The 16,630-nt window shown below is 45.6% G+C and carries 18 protein-coding genes; 13 read left to right on the top strand and 5 right to left on the bottom strand.

Translation table 11 applies throughout. The features are described from left to right. Positions 1–32 precede the first annotated feature (32 nt). The 3 genes from M3223_RS24405 to M3223_RS00285 form a co-directional block, all read right to left on the bottom strand. On the bottom strand, positions 33–260 hold the full coding sequence (locus M3223_RS24405; RefSeq protein ID WP_353057655.1) for a transposase: 228 nt from the start codon (positions 258–260) through the stop codon (positions 33–35). 959 nt (positions 261–1,219) lie between these two features. Next, entirely contained in the window at positions 1,220–1,969 is a 750-nt protein-coding gene (locus tag M3223_RS00290) for a class I SAM-dependent methyltransferase (RefSeq protein WP_251559750.1), read from the bottom strand. A gap of 220 nt (positions 1,970–2,189) precedes the next feature. Next, a complete protein-coding gene (locus M3223_RS00285; RefSeq protein ID WP_251557809.1) occupies positions 2,190–2,702 on the bottom strand; it encodes a hypothetical protein in 513 nt (170 codons plus the stop codon). A 181-nt stretch (positions 2,703–2,883) separates the two neighbouring features. Here M3223_RS00285 and M3223_RS00280 point away from each other — a divergent pair, with 181 nt between their 5' ends. The 9 genes from M3223_RS00280 (at position 2,884) to M3223_RS00240 (ending at position 9,659) form a co-directional block, all read left to right on the top strand. Next, entirely contained in the window at positions 2,884–4,272 is a 1,389-nt protein-coding gene (locus tag M3223_RS00280; protein ID WP_251557807.1) for a UDP-N-acetylmuramoyl-tripeptide--D-alanyl-D-alanine ligase, read from the top strand. A 74-nt stretch (positions 4,273–4,346) separates the two neighbouring features. Beyond that, a complete protein-coding gene (locus tag M3223_RS00275; RefSeq protein WP_251557805.1) occupies positions 4,347–4,934 on the top strand; it encodes a nucleotidyltransferase domain-containing protein in 588 nt (195 codons plus the stop codon). Next, positions 4,909–5,097 (top strand): hypothetical protein, encoded by a 189-nt coding sequence (locus M3223_RS00270; protein ID WP_251557803.1) that lies wholly within the window; start codon positions 4,909–4,911, stop codon positions 5,095–5,097. The genes M3223_RS00275 and M3223_RS00270 overlap by 26 nt, the downstream gene beginning before the upstream one ends. 14 nt (positions 5,098–5,111) lie before the next feature. Beyond that, positions 5,112–5,660, top strand: coding sequence for a histidine phosphatase family protein (locus M3223_RS00265; protein WP_251557801.1), 549 nt, complete (start codon positions 5,112–5,114; stop codon positions 5,658–5,660). A gap of 22 nt (positions 5,661–5,682) precedes the next feature. Further along, the gene (locus tag M3223_RS00260; RefSeq protein WP_353057654.1) at positions 5,683–6,501 is read left to right on the top strand and encodes a phosphotransferase family protein; all 819 of its coding nucleotides are present in this window, start codon (positions 5,683–5,685) and stop codon (positions 6,499–6,501) included. Between the two features lie 17 nt (positions 6,502–6,518). Beyond that, entirely contained in the window at positions 6,519–7,034 is a 516-nt protein-coding gene (locus tag M3223_RS00255) for a hypothetical protein (RefSeq protein WP_251557799.1), read from the top strand. Positions 7,035–7,292: 258 nt separating this feature from the next. Then, on the top strand, positions 7,293–8,627 hold the full coding sequence (gene hisD, locus M3223_RS00250; protein ID WP_251557797.1) for a histidinol dehydrogenase: 1,335 nt from the start codon (positions 7,293–7,295) through the stop codon (positions 8,625–8,627). Next, positions 8,617–9,321: a DNA alkylation repair protein gene (locus tag M3223_RS00245; protein WP_251557795.1), complete on the top strand. Its 705-nt coding sequence runs from the start codon at positions 8,617–8,619 to the stop codon at positions 9,319–9,321. Before hisD ends, M3223_RS00245 begins: the two co-directional genes overlap by 11 nt. A 35-nt stretch (positions 9,322–9,356) precedes the next feature. Further along, positions 9,357–9,659, top strand: a complete 303-nt coding sequence (locus M3223_RS00240) for a hypothetical protein (protein WP_251557793.1) — start codon at positions 9,357–9,359, stop codon at positions 9,657–9,659. Between the two features lie 6 nt (positions 9,660–9,665). On the opposite strand, the gene M3223_RS00235 is transcribed toward M3223_RS00240, so the two are convergent. Together M3223_RS00235 and M3223_RS00230 are read right to left on the bottom strand one after the other, a co-directional pair. Further along, complete coding sequence (locus M3223_RS00235; RefSeq protein ID WP_251559747.1) at positions 9,666–10,178, bottom strand: YdeI/OmpD-associated family protein; 513 nt, start codon at positions 10,176–10,178, stop codon at positions 9,666–9,668. Positions 10,179–10,380: 202 nt separating this feature from the next. Continuing rightward, positions 10,381–11,118, bottom strand: coding sequence for a response regulator transcription factor (locus M3223_RS00230; protein ID WP_251557791.1), 738 nt, complete (start codon positions 11,116–11,118; stop codon positions 10,381–10,383). Between the two features lie 132 nt (positions 11,119–11,250). Between M3223_RS00230 and M3223_RS00225 the strand changes: the two genes are divergently transcribed. The 4 genes from M3223_RS00225 (at position 11,251) to M3223_RS00210 (ending at position 16,556) form a co-directional block, all read left to right on the top strand. Continuing rightward, positions 11,251–13,134 (top strand): sensor histidine kinase, encoded by a 1,884-nt coding sequence (locus tag M3223_RS00225; RefSeq protein ID WP_251557789.1) that lies wholly within the window; start codon positions 11,251–11,253, stop codon positions 13,132–13,134. A gap of 111 nt (positions 13,135–13,245) precedes the next feature. Further along, on the top strand, positions 13,246–14,724 hold the full coding sequence (locus M3223_RS00220) for an ABC transporter substrate-binding protein (RefSeq protein ID WP_251557787.1): 1,479 nt from the start codon (positions 13,246–13,248) through the stop codon (positions 14,722–14,724). Between the two features lie 51 nt (positions 14,725–14,775). Further along, positions 14,776–15,726, top strand: coding sequence for a carbohydrate ABC transporter permease (locus M3223_RS00215; protein ID WP_251557785.1), 951 nt, complete (start codon positions 14,776–14,778; stop codon positions 15,724–15,726). A gap of 2 nt (positions 15,727–15,728) precedes the next feature. Next, positions 15,729–16,556 (top strand): carbohydrate ABC transporter permease, encoded by an 828-nt coding sequence (locus tag M3223_RS00210; RefSeq protein ID WP_251557783.1) that lies wholly within the window; start codon positions 15,729–15,731, stop codon positions 16,554–16,556. Positions 16,557–16,630: the final 74 nt, after the last annotated feature.

Here is a 16,630-nt window from a genome sequence, read left to right as displayed (position 1 = left end):
TTAGTTACAACAAAACATAAATCTTTAATCCATCAAACGCGGAGTGGTTTACCGCGATAAGTCCAGTGAAAAGTTTTAGCCATGGTTGGATTAAAGTAATCGATAAAGCACAAGATTTTGATTTTTAGATCTTCCTTGGAGATGAAATTCTCCTGTTTGAGTAGGCGCAGTACCAAGATGCTGAAACAGATCTCAATTTGATTGAGCCACGAGGAATGTTTCTGCGTGTAGACAAAACGAATCCGATGCGTTCGATCCAATAGGAAAGCTGCGCAAAATAATTTTAGGCATATATACCCGTTGTTCCTTTGATCCCAGGCTCACCATTGAGTTGGCTGTACTGGTCCACCAGGCGAACTACGGCTTCCAATTGATGGGTATTGAGTTGATTGGTAATGAAAATTCACTCCCCTTCTGCTCGTGGCGAGGCAAAGCCTCCAGATGCCCAGCAAAATCGGCTTCCGTTGGGGTATCACCGATCGTCGGCGAAATGACCTTCCCTTTTGCGATTTCGAAGGAAGCGAAAAGACACAGGGTTTCCATGCGGGATACAGGCAGGAATGTCCGGGGGCGGCATAGTTACAGGGCTGTATCTGCTCGCAGGATGGTATCGTCTAGAGTGAGTCCAGCCGGTGGATATGTTTCCGCATACTAGTCACGTGGAGTGTACAGTGTTACTTAAATGTGGAGTGCTGTAGATAGCACTCAAAGTCATCTCAGAGCCTAAATAGTCATCACAAGGCCTAAATAGTCGTGTCACCAGCCGAGCGAAACACAGGTATCCACTCCTGTTTTCCTCGGCTTTCTTTTGAAGGGCAGGGGAGTGGGTTTAGGGAGGAGGGGAGATCTTAACCCCATCAAACTCCTTGTTATAATAGGCGTTCATATGATTGTTTACTCCGACTTTCACTCCGATGCCTTTCCCTATTCCCTTTCTTTTACCCTGCTTTTTCCCTGTTTTTTAACATGACTATAATTGCTCGTCTTCTTCCGATTTTCTCCGATTCGTAAGACGACTTTAATTGCTCAGCGTGAAACAGGGATTTAGGGGGAAGAGCGTTAAAGCCAGGCGGGACAAGGGGTTTGGGAAGATTTTGTGTGGGAGGGGGCGTGAGACGACTTTAATTGAAGTTCACAATCGTCTCATTTGTTGTATATCGGCAGAAGGAAATAATGGAGAAAGAGGGGCAGCCGACCCCTCTTTTTTAACTAACGGTCTTTATAGCTTAGCGATTATCATAAAACGTTCGGAATTAGTTCTAATACCCTTTTCGGTCTGGTTCTCATTAATAAATTGTTGGAGGATTTGAAAATCGGCCTCTGTTTGCCCAAAATCGGGAATAATGGGAGTGTGTTTTAACACAAAAATTAAATCTTCCGGTGACTGATAATACTCATCAACATGAAATTCAAATGACTGAATGTCACTAAAGCCCGCTTTGCTTAATTCAGATAAGTATTGACGCTTTAATTTACCGGGCTGTTCTCCCCAGGCCTGTCCTCTACCAAATGCTTCTTTAATGTTTAGCTTATCGTTTTCACTGACTTGTTGAGTGAGGAATGTACCGCCCTTAATTAAAACTCTCGCAATTTCCTGAGCAAAAAATTCGGAATGTCTGCATGAAACCACATTAAAAAAATGAGCAGGGAAATCCAAATGATCAGCTTCCATCTTTAGAAAGCGTACGTTAGGCAGTTCTGATTTAACTAAATTATTATTTGCGGTTTTAATCATTCCGGTGGATTGGTCAATTCCAACCAGAAGAAGAGAAGATTCGGCTATGGATAAAACCGCTTCTCCGCCACCGGTACCAATATCCAGCCATAGATCCGATTTCTTGCATATCTTCTTCACTTCATCGTACAGATCTGGCTGAACACCATCATAAACGCAGTTTATCGTGCTGAAATCCCAACCGTTAATGTGTCCTACTTTATCATAAAAGCTTTTATAATCTAATGAATGCATATTTATCTCACCTTTCAAAGGAAGTAGAAGCTGGCCGATATCATTGAATGTTTTTAGTTTGTATGAGATCAAAAGGGCAGACTGCCCCCTTGATGGCTGGTACGCGTGTTCCCCAGCCCGAAAACTAAATACCTCGAACGATACGGAAAGACATCCGGTTCACCTCAATTGAAAGATTAATCCAATTATAGATTGCAGAGAGATCGCTCATCAATATAAATTATCCCGTTGTATGCTGGTAGCTTTGCACAAAGGCCAAGTCGTTATTATCATAAAGTCGAATCAATTTTTCTTTATGTGTCTGTAAGCGGGCTTCGAGGTCGCTGCGATTTTTTTCAAAATCGCGAGTCCACTTAAACATCATTTTTAACATGGTTAGGTCTGGTTTATAAGCACACTTTTCAATGCCCAAATTCTGTTTGACAAACCGGGTTACAATTCTAATTTTACGCTTCCGCAAAGGCGTATCCAGAAAGATAATCGTATCCGCCATGTCAAATAAACAGCGGTATGAAGATCGGTCTGTTCCTTCAAAAATCCACATCCCGTTTCTATTTATGTCCATTATGACTTCAAGCTGCTCCTCTGCGTTACGTTTATAGCGTTCAGTCTCAGTTAGATGATGAACGATGCTGTCTAACTCATACCAAGGAATGGCCAGAACCTCAGAGAGCCGCTGGGCAAGAGTTGTTTTACCGCTAGCTACGATCCCGACAATGAAGATTTTTTTCAAGTCAGTACACCTCGCTAAGCCGCTGAGTAACATCAAAAGAGATTGTAACCTGAAAATTCATGGAATGGTAAATAATTTAAGCAAAGGATTGGTCTAGCCTTCGTCGAATATGGGCAAAGGAATCGTCACATGGATTAGATGGAAAAACAATTTGCTCAGAACAAACAAGGGGGACTTTATTGTGATCCAGAAAAATTTAAACGATATTGCCCATATCGTTTCAGGTGAAGTATCGAGCCCCGATTCTCAGACCTTATTCGTCAAGGGAGTGTCCATTGACTCTAGAACAATTAAAGCGGGTCAGCTTTTTATTCCGATTGTTAGAATTGATAATGGCCATAATTATGTATCAAATGCAGTTAACAATGGCGCGATTGCTTCGCTGTGGCAAAAGAATCATCCCAATCCGCCGCCCAACGTTCCTTTAATCATGGTCGAGGATACTTTTGTCGCTTTACAGACACTAGCTAAAGCTTACCGAACCGAATTAAATGCGATCGTTATTGGAATAACGGGGAGCAACGGAAAAACAACAGCTAAAGATATGATTAGTTCGGTGCTAGGCAACGCTTATCGAGTACATAAAACTCAAGGTAATCTCAATGGACAATACGGGCTACCGTTAACGCTGCTTGACGCAACTGTTGACACCGAAATCTTCGTTTTAGAAATGGGAATCAGCTTGCCGGGAGAGATGGAGAGAATCGCAAACATTGCCCGTCCTGACGTGGTCGTTGTGACTATGATTGGCGAATCTCATATCTCTAATTTTGGTTCCAGAAAAAGTATTGCTCAAGAAAAGCTGCAAATAGCCAATCATCTGACTGGTGATGGGGCAATTATATTCAACGGTGATGAGAGACTGCTGGAAGAAGGAATCCAAAAATTTAACCTTCTAGAGTCTGTTAAGCGGATTCGTTTTGGGCTTTCCGAGTCAAATGATTATATGGCCTCGTCAATTTCTGCTACGTCTGACCATACCGGGTTTTATTTAAACGGACTTTTTTATCGCTTTCCTCTAATAGGCACTCATAATGTGAATAACGCCCTCGCGGCAATTGCCGTAGCCGAGCATCTGGGAGTCACTAACGAGAATATACAAATAGGATTACTGGAGCTCGAACTAACGGGCATGAGAATGGAGAAGTCGATTTCAAATTCTGGTTTTGCCATTATTAACGACGCTTGGAATGCCAGCCCTACTTCTATGAAAAGTGCAATTGAAACCTTTCAAAATTTATCCGAATATAATCAAAAAATCTTAGTATTGGGCGATATGTTTGAATTGGGAGAAAACGAGGTTCACTTCCACCTAGAAATCGGGCGTTCCATCGATCCGGAAAATGTGGATTATATTTTTACTATTGGAAAGCTTGCTGAACATATAGCGCTGGAGGCCCAGCCAATTTTCCCGCAAGGACATGTACGTGCATTTCAACAAAAAGCTGAAGTCGTTAAAGCTGTAGAATCCGTTGTAAAACCAAACGCAGTTGTATTGGTAAAAGGGTCTAGAGGCATGAGGCTGGAGGAAGTAGTTGAGCAGCTAAAATCCTTGGATAAATTCGTTTAAGCGGTACTTTCCCTTTCTGGGCCTTGCTGTGCGGATATAGTATAAAACGTATACTTGTCAACTACGGAGGGCTTATGGGACCTGAACATGTAATGGAAAAAGTTGTTGAAAGATTAAAGAAAATCGAAGGCATAAAAGCAATCGTCCTTGGCGGTTCAAGAGCAGGAGGAACTCATACGAGCCATTCCGATATTGATATCGGAATTTACTATGATTCTGCGAGCCGATTAGATATTGCTGAGCTTCAAAAAGCCGCTGCCGAATTGGACGATGAACACCGGAGCAACCTGATTACGGATATAGGCGGCTGGGGACCGTGGATCAACGGCGGCGGTTGGCTTGTTGTGGAACAGTACCCAGTTGATATTTTATTCCGGGACTTAACTCAAGTATCTAAAGTAATTCAGCAATGTCTCTCCGGTGAAGTGACCATGGACTATCAGCCGGGGCATCCGCACGGATTTGTGAACTCCATTTATTTTTCTGAAGTCGCATTATGCAAAGTATTATGGGATTGTTCCGGTATTCTTGCAGATTTAAAATCAAGAACGACTCCTTATCCGGCAGTTTTAAAAGCGGCTTATTGCCGGATGCTGTTTTCGAGCGATTGCATGTTTAAATCAGGTTTTGTTCGCAGTGAACGAACGTTATTTAATGAATGAAAAAGGGGCTGCTGTGATAGCAGATTCATTTGCAAAAGCTCCAAGGGATTTTTTTAAGAGAGTTAATGAAATTATTGGTTTCATCACGGAGGACCCGGAGCATTTAAAAAAAGGCTTGAAAGAATTAGAAGAACTGATTGAAGAGACTTGCGTCATTTTGTGAGGAGGAAGAACGAAGTGAAAAAGGTCTATGTAGTCCGTCATTGCAAGGCGGAGGGGCAAGAACCGGAGGCTCCGCTAACCGCAACAGGCGTTGAACAGGCGGAGAGACTTGCTGAGTTTCTTTCGGATAAAAATGTTGACCGAATCATTTCAAGCCCGTTCGAAAGGGCCGTTCACACGATCACGCCGCTTGCAGACAAGCTTGCCGTTAGAATTGAATTGGATCAGAGATTAGCGGAAAGGATTTTATCTGGAACGCCGAACTCCGATTGGCTGGAAATGCTTCGTCTAACCTATGATGATTTAGAGTTGTGTTACGAGGGCGGAGAGTCCAGCAGAGCGGCAATGAACCGTGCTGTTCGTGTCGTTGTGGGGGCTCTGGACAGCGACAGCAGCAACATTGTACTCGTTTCGCATGGGAATTTGATTTCGTTGTTATTGAAATATTTTGATGACCGCATTGGGTTTCAAGAGTGGAAAGCTTTTTCTAATCCTGATGTGTTTCTCTTAAAATTCTCAGGAAATAAAGATAAACCTATCGTTAATCGTATATGGACTGAGTGATTAACCATATCGAGGTTAAGAGGTGAGCAGAATACATAATAACGACCCCATTATTCGCACCGAAATTCCTGCTGAACTGCATACAACCATCGGTGAAATTAAAGAGATTACGTTTCCGCGGCAAGGACATACCTCAAATGTTGGAATCGTAAATTCCCATAAAGGCCGCTTTGTTTTAAAGAGAACTCGGGGTGAACAATATTCGGAATGGTTAAAAAAAGAAGCCTTCGTGTTAGAAGGTTTGTCTCGAACAAATCTTGTTATTCCTAAAATGTACCAGTTCATTCAGCATGAGGATGTAGAGTCAGGAACCCAAGCTTGGCTATTCATGCAGTTTCTGCAAGGGGAGACAATTCGCAAGGCTTTAACATATGAAAATAACGCAACCGTTAGATACAATATTATTTTCAACTTTGGCAAAACCTTAAGAGAATTGCATTCAACGCAGTGTCCGGTTGAGCTGAAACATGAAGAAACATGGATCGATTCTATGCTTAGTCAAGCCGAGTATAACTTTAAGCATTATTCAGTCGATGGTACTCAAGAAACACTCTACCAGTTAAAACAGAGTAAGCCTCGAATCGTTGAACAAACGTTAATTCATGGCGACTTTACGATTGATAATGTGCTCGTCCATCATGGAAAAATATCAGGCGTAATCGATTGGAGCGGTGGAGCGTACGGAGATCCCCGTTATGATGTAGCCTTAGCTATTCGGCCAAAGCCTAATGTTTTTCAGTCGGCCAATGACCACCGCGCTTTTTTTGACGGTTATGGCGGCAATATCATTTCTAATGAGGAATTCGAGTATTTTGAAAAGGGACTCTATGCATTTTTTTGATGAAGGAAGGGAATTTAATGATTGAGTTTTTAAGAAGCAGATCAACAAAAGTGTATCAAGAACTAGTGAAGATTGCAGAGCAACCGGACTTATTATTTTCTAACGACCAGAATCAGCGGATGTCCGAGGCTCGTTACAATTTTTTTACGATTCAAAAGTTAAACAAGCTGATTTCCACGGGACGGATTAATGTAATCGAGTTGCAGCGGATTATGAGCTATATTGAAGTTTCATGGACCGACTATTTGAGCAAGTATTATCAAGGAAAATCCTTTCTTTTTTACTTTTGGGGCGATTATCAAATTCCTGCCTTAAGGGTTTCCATCATTTCTTATTTCGATGGGCTAGAACTGCCTTTTGGATGCGCGTTGAATAAGGCTACTGATATGAACGAAGTTCTATCCCAATATGTAGATAAGGCTCAACTGGATAGAATGATAAACGTTGAGCCAAAAGAAGCGTATGAAGCGGAGAAAATAGAGCCGGACTCCAATTATAAGCTCACGGTGTATTTGAAGAAAATCATCTGTTGAACTAATGCTGCTTCCCAAACCATAATTTTCCGTCTATAATAGGCGCAAGCTTGGTATAGGAGGAGTTATTATGAGCCCACTGAAAATTCTATCAAAATCCTATATCCATCATCACAGTTAGGCGTTTGTATTGCGGCATATTCCGCAGGTACAAACGCCTATCGGCGTTGTACCTGCGGGCTTAGTTAGAAGAGCCATGCGGGTATTTTTTATCCCGAATGGCTCTTTTTGTTTATTTCAAATTGGAGGTAGAATGTGATGCATAATTCAACTATTATTTTTCAAATTCCGGAGCAGCAAAATCTTCTGGCTGACCGCTTCAAAACTCACAAAACGTTATTCAACAGAGATGTGCTGAACGGAGTTTTGACCATTTTTGACGAAATTGCCAAGCTTGGAGATGAAGGGGTCAGAAAGATGACTAGACAGTATGATGGAGTTGCTCTGCAAGAAATGAAACTTGATGATAATTATATCGCGAGCTGCATAGCGGGATTAAATCCAGCCTTACGTTCCGCCATTGATCAGGCCATACGCAATGTGCAGAAAGTTAATGCGGAGATGCTGCCAAAATCGTGGGAAAAAGAGATTCGACCAGGTACATTAATCGGCGAAAAAGTTACTCCATTGGACTCGGTAGGAATATGGATTCCGGCTCGCAAAGGGCCGCTGATTTCAACGGCCATTATGCTAGTTACTGCGGCCCAAATAGCAGGAGTCCGCAAAATTGTCGTTGGCATGCCTCCATTACCAGATGGTTTTGGAGATCCCGGAACAGTTGCGGCGGCGAAGCTGGCTGGGGCGGATCAATTCGTAATTGGCAACGGCGTGTCCGTCATTGCAGGATTTGCGCAGGGAACAGCTTCTATTCCAGAAGTGGATGGTATTTACGGCCCCGGACCTGGCGGGATTGCAGCGGCAATGAGCATAGCCATGACCTATGGGAAAAAGAGCGTACTAGGAATCGGTCCGTCGGAGTCCGCCATCATTGCCGACGAGACAGCCGATCCGTTAACAATCGCCTATGATCTTATCAATGAAGCCGAACATGGTCCCGATTCGTCAACAGTTCTCGTTACTGCCTCGGTTGATTTTGCATTTAAGGTGGAATCATTAATTTGGAACTGCATCGGGGAAGTTAAAGAAAAGCGTAGGCAAAATTTGCAGCAAGTCTTTGGAGCCAAAGGCAAGGGAGCGATAATAATTGTATCTGATTTAGATGCAGCTTGTGAGTTCGTTAACTGGCTGGCTCCTGAACACTTGATGGTCGTATGCGATAATGATTCAGAGAAATTAGTCTTAAATAGAGTGAGGAACGCAGGAGAAATTTTAATTGGTGAATACACGCCGTTCTCGGCGGCTAACTACGCAATTGGCATTACAGCCGTACTTCCGACCAATCATTTTGCCAAAGCTTTTTCAGGAATAACGGCGAAAGATATGATAAAGTACTCTACAATAGGCAAGTTGGACAAGACTTCGCTGGAGGAACTTTTTCCGATTATTCAGCAGTTGGGGAATTACGAACAATTGCCATGTCACATCAAATCGGCTGAAATTAGACTATGGGCGGAGGGACTTCATGAACGCTGAAATGGTAATGCAGGAGTTAGAAGCTCTCGGCAAAGAAAGAACCAAAAAAATGTATATGTCCAACGGAGCGCATGAGCCGCTGTTTGGCGTGGCGACCGGTGCGATGAAACCTCTTGCCAAGCAGATCAAGCTGAATCAGCCATTGGCCGAGGAGCTTTTTGCAACTGGAAACTATGACGCGATGTACTTTGCAGGCGTTATTGCAGACCCGAAAGCGATGACTCACGCTGATTTTGATCGGTGGATGAACGGGGCTTACTTTTATATGATTTCCGATTTTATCGTTTCCGTAACTCTGGCGGAAACTGACATCGCTCAAGAGGTTTCCGATGCATGGATCGCAAGCGGCGATGAGCTGAAAATGTCGGCGGGCTGGAGTTGTTACTGCTGGCTGCTTGGTAACCGTCCGGATCATGAATTCTCCGAGAGCAAGCTGGACGGGATGCTTAATTTGGTAACAAAAACGATTCAAGATATGCCGGATCGGACTAAGCTTTCCATGAGCAACTTTATTTATACCGTTGGAGTATCCTATACTCCGCTTCATGAACGGGCAGTAGAAACGGCTGAAGCGATCGGTCAAGTGGAAGTAAAAAGAGGTAAAAAAAGCAGCTTCCTGAATCCAAGCGGCAATATTCAAAAAGCGGTCGAAAAAGGGCAAATTGGCTTTAAACGCAAATACGTGCGCTGTTAAGCGTAATATGGAATGGGCTGGCCAACAAGTCATAGGTGACTTGGGCCAGCCTTATTTTATTGAGTGAGCTAGGAGAAAACCATTTAAATAATGAGAACAATCACAATCGTCAGGCAGCGGCGAGCGCTAAGTCCTATCGATCTTTAGATGAACTTGTTGATGATTTTATTTCCACCCGAAAGCGCCTTCTTGAGTTGCTGAATGAAAAATATGATGATTCAACAAGCTTTACGATTGATGATCAAAAGCACTCATTCAATAGTTTTATTGACATATTTATTCACCATGACGAACACCACAAACAACAGATCGAAGCCTTTTTGGAACGCGGTCGGTAAATCATCTTATTCGTCCAGAAGCCGCCCGCCATCATGCCATTGGCCATACATATTGTTTTCCCGTGTGTTTGTTATGAATTTATCCAGTCTTCTTTGAAACAGCTCCGGTTGATTTTTAAAGCTTTGGATGTTGTCGATGCGGATTCTGCGATAAAGCTCGGGAAAGCCCAGGAAATTGTCATGCACCTGCTGGTCTTCTTTGAGCTTCTGTTCGATTAACGGATTGATTTTAAATGAATCAGGACCCATATCGGGAAGTACTTTTCTTCCAGCCTCTCTCATTAAGCCCAGCTTTTCAAGGCGGCGGACACGTTCTTTGTTCAATTCCGTCCATGAGCTTTTTTTAGTTCGGGGCGAAAGTCTCTGAGCGAGCTCATTCTCCGAAATTTTCTTTTTAACTCCATCGATCCAGCCAAAGCATAATGCCTCTTCGACCGCATCCAAATATAACATTTGTTCGGGGGTTGGCTTCATGCTAACGATGACCCAACAGCTTTTCTCCGTGCTGCTGTTCGTCAGCAGCCAATCCCTTAATTCTGCTCTAGTCGCGGCTTTTAGCAAATTGTCCATTTCCATCGTTTAAATCTGACACCATCCTTGCTAGTCGAGTTTGGTTCAGGCAGCTGGTTTTTTTTGCGGCTGAAAATTAATAGAGGCAGCTAGATTTGATGTGCTACAATTAATCCCGGTTTAGAGGATGTATGGACAATATGGACAGGCGTTACTGGCCTCTGTACTCCGTCGGCGTACAGCCGACATGCCGTTTAAACGTTTCCGAAAAATGCCGATGATCCAAATAGCCTACTCTTAGGCCGATTTCATGTATTTTAAGCAGTGGATTTTTCAACAGCAGCTTCGCTTGCTCCATGCGTTTTTCGGTCATGAAGCTTATAAACGTAACTCCGGTTTCCGTACGGAATTTGCGGCTAAACGAGGCCGGATGCATGCCAGCAATCTCGGCTGCCCGGTCAAGCGTGGCATGCTCCAGGTTATCGGCGACCCACTGAATGCACAGCTGCACGGCAGTTACAGCGGGGAGCGGAGAGACCACTGTTTCTTCCGGCTCTGGGGGCGGGCTGTCCTCTCTGTTGCTCATATGCTCGCGAACCTTTGCGATGCATGCATGCAGCTCTGCATCATCAAGCGGCTTGGTCAAATAGTCAAATGCACCCCAGCGCAGCGCTTTGCGGGCGTACTCAAAGTCAGAGAAGCCGGATATGAAAACAAAGAGGTATTTTTGCCCGTGATCTTTATGGATTTGCTCTAAAAAAGTCAGTCCGTCCATTCCAGGCATACGGATGTCGCATAAAATCAAGTCCGGTTCGGTTGCTTCCAGCGCCATTTCGGCTTCGATGCCATTTTCCATTTCGGCGACTACAGTCGCTTCAGGAATGGCGGCAAGTTTGCGTTTGAGGCTTTCGCGGAACAGCGGCTCATCTTCAACAATCATTATTTTCATTGAACCAGACTCCTTTAAAAGTCAGCTGGAAAAAAGGAGCAAAGCCAAGGATCGAGCCGATCTTTGGCATGCGGGTAATTTTTCAACAGACTTATCGTTATTGCAAATCTCATCGTTGAAGGATGATCAGCTGTGAAATTTAAAAATGGCTCTATGAACTGGTTTATCCTCCGCAATCTGCTTTCGGTATTTTCGGTTAAATCCATTACCGCCAAAATGATCGCGACGACGATACTGCTCGTTGCCATCCCGTTGGCAGCGACGAACATGTATGGCTATTTTACCTATGCAAAGGAGATGGAGCAACAGATTCATGGCTCCTTCATGAGCGTTTCCGAGCAAATGCGCGAACGGATTGACAATATGGTTCAGCAAAGCTATAACTCCATGACTACGCTTGAACTGAACTACAATCTGAAATATTTATTATCGCTTGACCCCGACACATGGCGTGACAATCCGGTGGAATATATGAACGCCTCCAGTCAAATCCAATCTTTATTCAGCTGGCAGCAGGGCATCCGGGGGCTTTTTGTCATCCCGGCGAAGGGCGGCGTGCTTTATGAATACGTGCAGGGTATTGTGCAGCGAGATTATCCGTTTACGGAGCAGGGTTTTTTCTATCAAGCACAGCGGGGGAAAAAGTTCATCATCTCCGGACCGCATCCACAGGAATACGTGGGAGACAAATTGGTTTTTTCGATCGACAAGCCGGTATACGATACGGCCAGCAAGGAATTTTTAGGCGTAATCAGGCTCGATTTGGATGCAGGTTATTTTTATCGCTTTTTTCAAAACATGGATAAGGGCGAGCTGATGGTTTTAAGCCAAGCAGGAAAGGTCATTTATCAGTCAGCGCCACAAAAAGACGAGGTAGACCATGCGTTATTATCTCTGGTTGACGGGGAGGAAAGCGGGTTTCGCGAGCTGCAGCTAAATGGCGTTGATTCGCTCGTTTCGTACAACCGCTCCAGTTTAACGGGCTGGAATCTGGTCGGCATCGTGCCCAAAAGCGAAATCTATCTATCTGTATATGCCATCCGTAATACGCTTATTTGGTTAAGTCTGGGAACGTTTATTGCTATTCTCTTATGCACGGCGATGCTGATCTCATCCATTTTGAAGCCGATCTATTTGCTAAACCAGCGCCTGATCAAAATGGGGCAGGGCGACTTCACGACCCGGATTTTGTCCGAGGTGCCTGCAGAATTGAAGTTTATTGTGGATCAGTACAATTTGGCCGTGGAACGTCTCAAACATCTGACTGATGAACTGTTTGTCTCAAAGCTGCGGCAGCAGGAGGCGGAAATTGCCGCGCAGCAGCTGAAAATCGATCAGCAGGCTACGGAGATGAAACGGCAGGAGACATTGCTGCGCCAGCGGGATGCCGAAATGTCGCAGCTTCAGGCGCAAATTAACCCGCATTTTTTGTATAACACGTTGTCCTCCATTGACAGCATGGCCGATATGGAGCGGACCGGGGGCATCAAACAAGCCGTCAAGCATTTATCGCATATGCTCCGTTACTCCGTGGAAGGCCGCGGTTATTTTGTGCCTCTGTCGGACGAGCTTTCCCATGTGAACGCCTTTGTCCAGATTCAAACGATCCGTTACGGCAGCCGAATTACTTTTCAGCTGGAGGCAAGTCCGAGAGTGATGCAGCATCAGATCATTCGACTGACGCTTCAGCCGCTGGTTGAAAATGCTTACTTTCACGGGCTGGAGCCGAAGCTGGGCGGGGGATGCATCACCTTGTCGATCAAAGAAGAAGAGGAGCATATCCGAATTGTGCTGAGCGATGACGGGGTGGGCATGAGCGAGTCCAGATTGGAGGAGCTGAAAAGTTTTGCCGCAAGCCAAGAAGCGAATGAAACAGAGCGCTCTGGAAAAAGGCTGTCCGGGTTGTACAATGTCATCCGCCGGCTTGGACTTGCTTATCCGCATCACGATGTCATCACAATGGAGAGCGTGTTGGATCAGGGGACGACGATTACGGTCAAAATCCCTAAACGATAATAATGTTAATAATCCCCCACCTGATGCAAACTTCTCCTCGTTATCGATGAATGCGCTTACGTATTATACTTACTTCAAGCAACATGAACGCATATCTGGGGGGACAAAAAGATGAAAAAGAAACGTCTAGCTCTGGCAAGCCTGCTTGCCGCTTCAATGCTTTTACCTGCTTGCAGCAGCGGCTCCGGCGAGGAGCCGGTCAACAATGCAGGTAAGGAAGAAGCCGTCAAAACGACTAAGCTGACGATGTGGATTCGGACATGGGACAACCTTCCGTATTTTCAAGAGGCTGTAGACAGCTTTAACAAAGCGAACCCGGACATTAACGTGGAAATTGTAAGCTTCAATCCGGACCAGTACAATCCGGCCATGCAGGCGGCTGTTAACGGCGGAGAACTGCCGGATTTGTTCCAGCCTTTCGATCAGATGAATATGTACCAGCTGAAAGAGAACAACCTCATTCAGCCGCTCCCGGTTGATGAGGCATTCACCAAACAATTTGATGAGGGAACCTGGTGGGAGGGCGTCACTTCCATTGACGGCCAGCCGTACGGCTTCCCGGATTCCTCCTTTAAAGATCCGCGCATCATTCTCTACTACAATAAAAAACTGATGAAGGACGCCGGACTTGATCCTGAAGCGCCGCCCAAAACATGGAATGAGCTTTACGCGCAGGCTAAAACCATTCAGGAGCATACGGAGGGCAAATCCTTTGGTCTCGCACAGCCGATGAAGGCCGATTGGTTCAACAACGTATTAAGCCAGCTCCTGGCGACGAGCGTCAGTTATGACAATACGTTTGTGCTTAACGGCGAGCGCTTTTTCTTTAACTTCAAGGACGGCAGCCTATTTGATAAAGACGCGCTGGTAGAGTCGAATGCCTTTATCAAACGTTTTATCGACGACGAATTAATGCTGCCCGATTACCTGCTCATGGACCCGCCAACCGCAGCCGCCCAATTCGGAGAAGGCAACGCGGCCTTCACGATGACGGGATATTGGTTCCTGCGGACATTCCTGAACGATTATCCGGATCTTGACTTCGGCGTTGCCGCGCTTCCAGCCAAAAGCAATCCAGTCGTAGCCGGAACATGGGGAGGATCGCCGAACCCGTTTTACCTGTCCAGCAAAACCGAGAACAAAGAAGCCGTCAAAAAGCTGCTGGACCATTTTACGAAAGAATACTACCCGCTGTTAGTTAAAAACCAGCAAAACCTGTCGCCGATCGCCAGCGTTAACAACGACGCTAACCTGAACATTTCGCCGCAGTTCAAGGATTATATCAAGCTCGTAAACGACACGGTACGTCTGCAGCCTTCACCGCTTGTCCGCAACAGCGCCGAGGCGCAGGTCATGACGGACATTAGATCGCAGCCGATCAAGGAGTCGCTGGGCAAAATGATTCAGCAGTATATGAGCAGCGACAGCTACGATTTGGCTAAAGCGTTTGACCAGTATGGAAAAATGACGCAAGAGCAGTTCGAGGCTGCGCTGAACAAGGTGGAGGGCTCGAGCAAGGACAACTGGAAGTTCGCCAACTGGAACATCTCGGAAGATTACAGCATGAAGAAATACGAAGAATTGAAATAAAGCGGGATGGCTCCCACTAGACCATCTTAAATGTGTGGAGGGTTGGATCCTATGTCCAGAGCAGTAAACACAGCATCGCAAACGGATCGAACTTACAGCAGGTTATTAAAGCGCGAAACACAAAAGAAGCTTTGGGCCTACGTGTTTATTTTGCCTCAAACGATTATGTTTATGGCTTTTGTCGCTTATCCCATCGTCATGAGCTACGTCTATTCCATGTATGAATGGAACGGCATCGGACCGCGCGAAAATTTCGTCGGATTGAAATATTACGGCGAGCTGATGTCGGACCATATTTTCTGGAATGCGTACAAAAACAGCTTCCTGTTCATGCTTACGACCGTTGTTACGCAGCTTCCCGCTGCTCTGCTGCTGGCGTTAGTGCTGAACAGTCCCAAGCTGAGACTGAAGGTGCTTTACCGCACAACGTATTTTCTGCCGGTTGTAACCTCGTCTGCCGTAGTGGCCGCTGTCATGCGTTATATCTTCGGCCAGAGAAACGGAGTATTTAACGAAGCGCTGATGATGCTCAACCTCATTGAAAAACCGGTTCCTTGGCTGTCCAGCATGGACTATGCGCTGTTCACCATTGCGTTGATCAGCTCCTGGAAATGGCTTGGCATCAAGCTCGTGTATTTCCTCGCAGGACTGCAATCCATTCCGAACGAAGTGTATGAAGCGGCCATGATTGACGGAGCCAATCGCAGGCAGACGTTATGGTATATTACGATTCCGCTCATCATGCCGGTTGGTGCCGTTATTTTGATGCTGTCCGTCGTGGACGGCCTGCATGCCTTTGATCTCGTCAAGGTCATGACGGACGGAGGTCCCGGCATAGCTACGCAGACGGTTGATCTCTATATTTACACCACGGCATTTGCCGGAATTCCGTCCATTGGCTATGCGTCTGCAGCGGGAATCTTTTTCGGCCTATCGATCTTCGCCGTATCACTGCTGCTCGGCTGGATCGTCAAAACCGCAAACGCCAAAGGAGGGAAATGACGATGAACAGCAGAATAACCCGGCTTTCTACGCATGCGCTGCTCATTCTGTTTGGCATCATCTGGATTTTCCCTTTTGTGTGGATGCTTTCCTCCTCGTTCAAGAGCAACAGGGAGTATCTCGGCGGCGGGCTTGATCTGATACCGGATGCGATCCAATGGAGCAATTACAAGCGCGCTTGGGAGGTTGCCAATTTCTCCACGTATTTCAACAATTCCATCGTGCTGACCGTTGCGGTTGTGGCCATTGTTGTTGTTACCAGCGCTTTATGCGGGTATGCGCTGGGACGCGTTAATTTTAAAGGCAGAACGCTGTTTCTGTTCATCATCACTTCAACGATCTTTATTCCCAAAGGCTACACGATCATCCCGATCTATATGCTAATCAAGCAGCTGGGACTGCTGAACTCGATGCCGGGCGTTATTTTGGCGGAGGCGGGCGGCGCGCAAATTCTGTTTATTCTGCTGTTCACCGCCCATTTCAAAGGCATGCCGGGTGAACTGGAGGAATCGGCGGAAATCGACGGAGCGGGTTTTCTGCGAACCTTTTTCCGAATTATGCTGCCGCTCTCCACGCCGATCATTGCGACCACGATACTGATGCAGTTCATGTGGACGTGGAACTCCTTCCTGACGCCGCTTATCTTCACGCTCAATACGCCGGATTTGCGCACGCTCAGCGTAGGCATGTTCTCCTTCATCGGGCAATATCAATCGGATTATACCGGACTGACGGCTGCCGCTTCCATCGCGCTTTTGCCGGTAATGATTGTGTTTATCGCGCTGCAGCGATATTTCGTGGAGGGAATTGCGGGAGCGGTAAAGGGCTAGATTTAGTGCAATGGTTTACAATGCAGCTTTGCAACGGGCAAGCCGATTCCCAAATAGGAGTCGGCTTGTTTTTG

This window comes from Paenibacillus pasadenensis (assembly GCF_023715725.1).
Taxonomy (GTDB): domain Bacteria; phylum Bacillota; class Bacilli; order Paenibacillales; family Paenibacillaceae; genus Paenibacillus_O; species Paenibacillus_O pasadenensis_A.
This window is presented reverse-complemented; position numbering and strand designations above follow the sequence as displayed.

Excerpts from the sequence above, each read along its gene's own strand:
- M3223_RS00230 (WP_251557791.1), bottom strand. The coding sequence starts at position 11,118 with ATGAAAATAATGATTGTTGAAGATGAGCCGCTGTTCCGCGAAAGCCTC.
- hisD (WP_251557797.1), top strand. The coding sequence starts at position 7,293 with ATGCATAATTCAACTATTATTTTTCAAATTCCGGAGCAGCAAAATCTT.
- M3223_RS00275 (WP_251557805.1), top strand. The coding sequence starts at position 4,347 with ATGGGACCTGAACATGTAATGGAAAAAGTTGTTGAAAGATTAAAGAAA.
- M3223_RS00245 (WP_251557795.1), top strand. The coding sequence starts at position 8,617 with ATGAACGCTGAAATGGTAATGCAGGAGTTAGAAGCTCTCGGCAAAGAA.
- M3223_RS00220 (WP_251557787.1), top strand. The coding sequence starts at position 13,246 with ATGAAAAAGAAACGTCTAGCTCTGGCAAGCCTGCTTGCCGCTTCAATG.
- M3223_RS00290 (WP_251559750.1), bottom strand. The coding sequence starts at position 1,969 with ATGCATTCATTAGATTATAAAAGCTTTTATGATAAAGTAGGACACATT.
- M3223_RS00210 (WP_251557783.1), top strand. The coding sequence starts at position 15,729 with ATGAACAGCAGAATAACCCGGCTTTCTACGCATGCGCTGCTCATTCTG.
- M3223_RS00215 (WP_251557785.1), top strand. The coding sequence starts at position 14,776 with ATGTCCAGAGCAGTAAACACAGCATCGCAAACGGATCGAACTTACAGC.
- M3223_RS00255 (WP_251557799.1), top strand. The coding sequence starts at position 6,519 with ATGATTGAGTTTTTAAGAAGCAGATCAACAAAAGTGTATCAAGAACTA.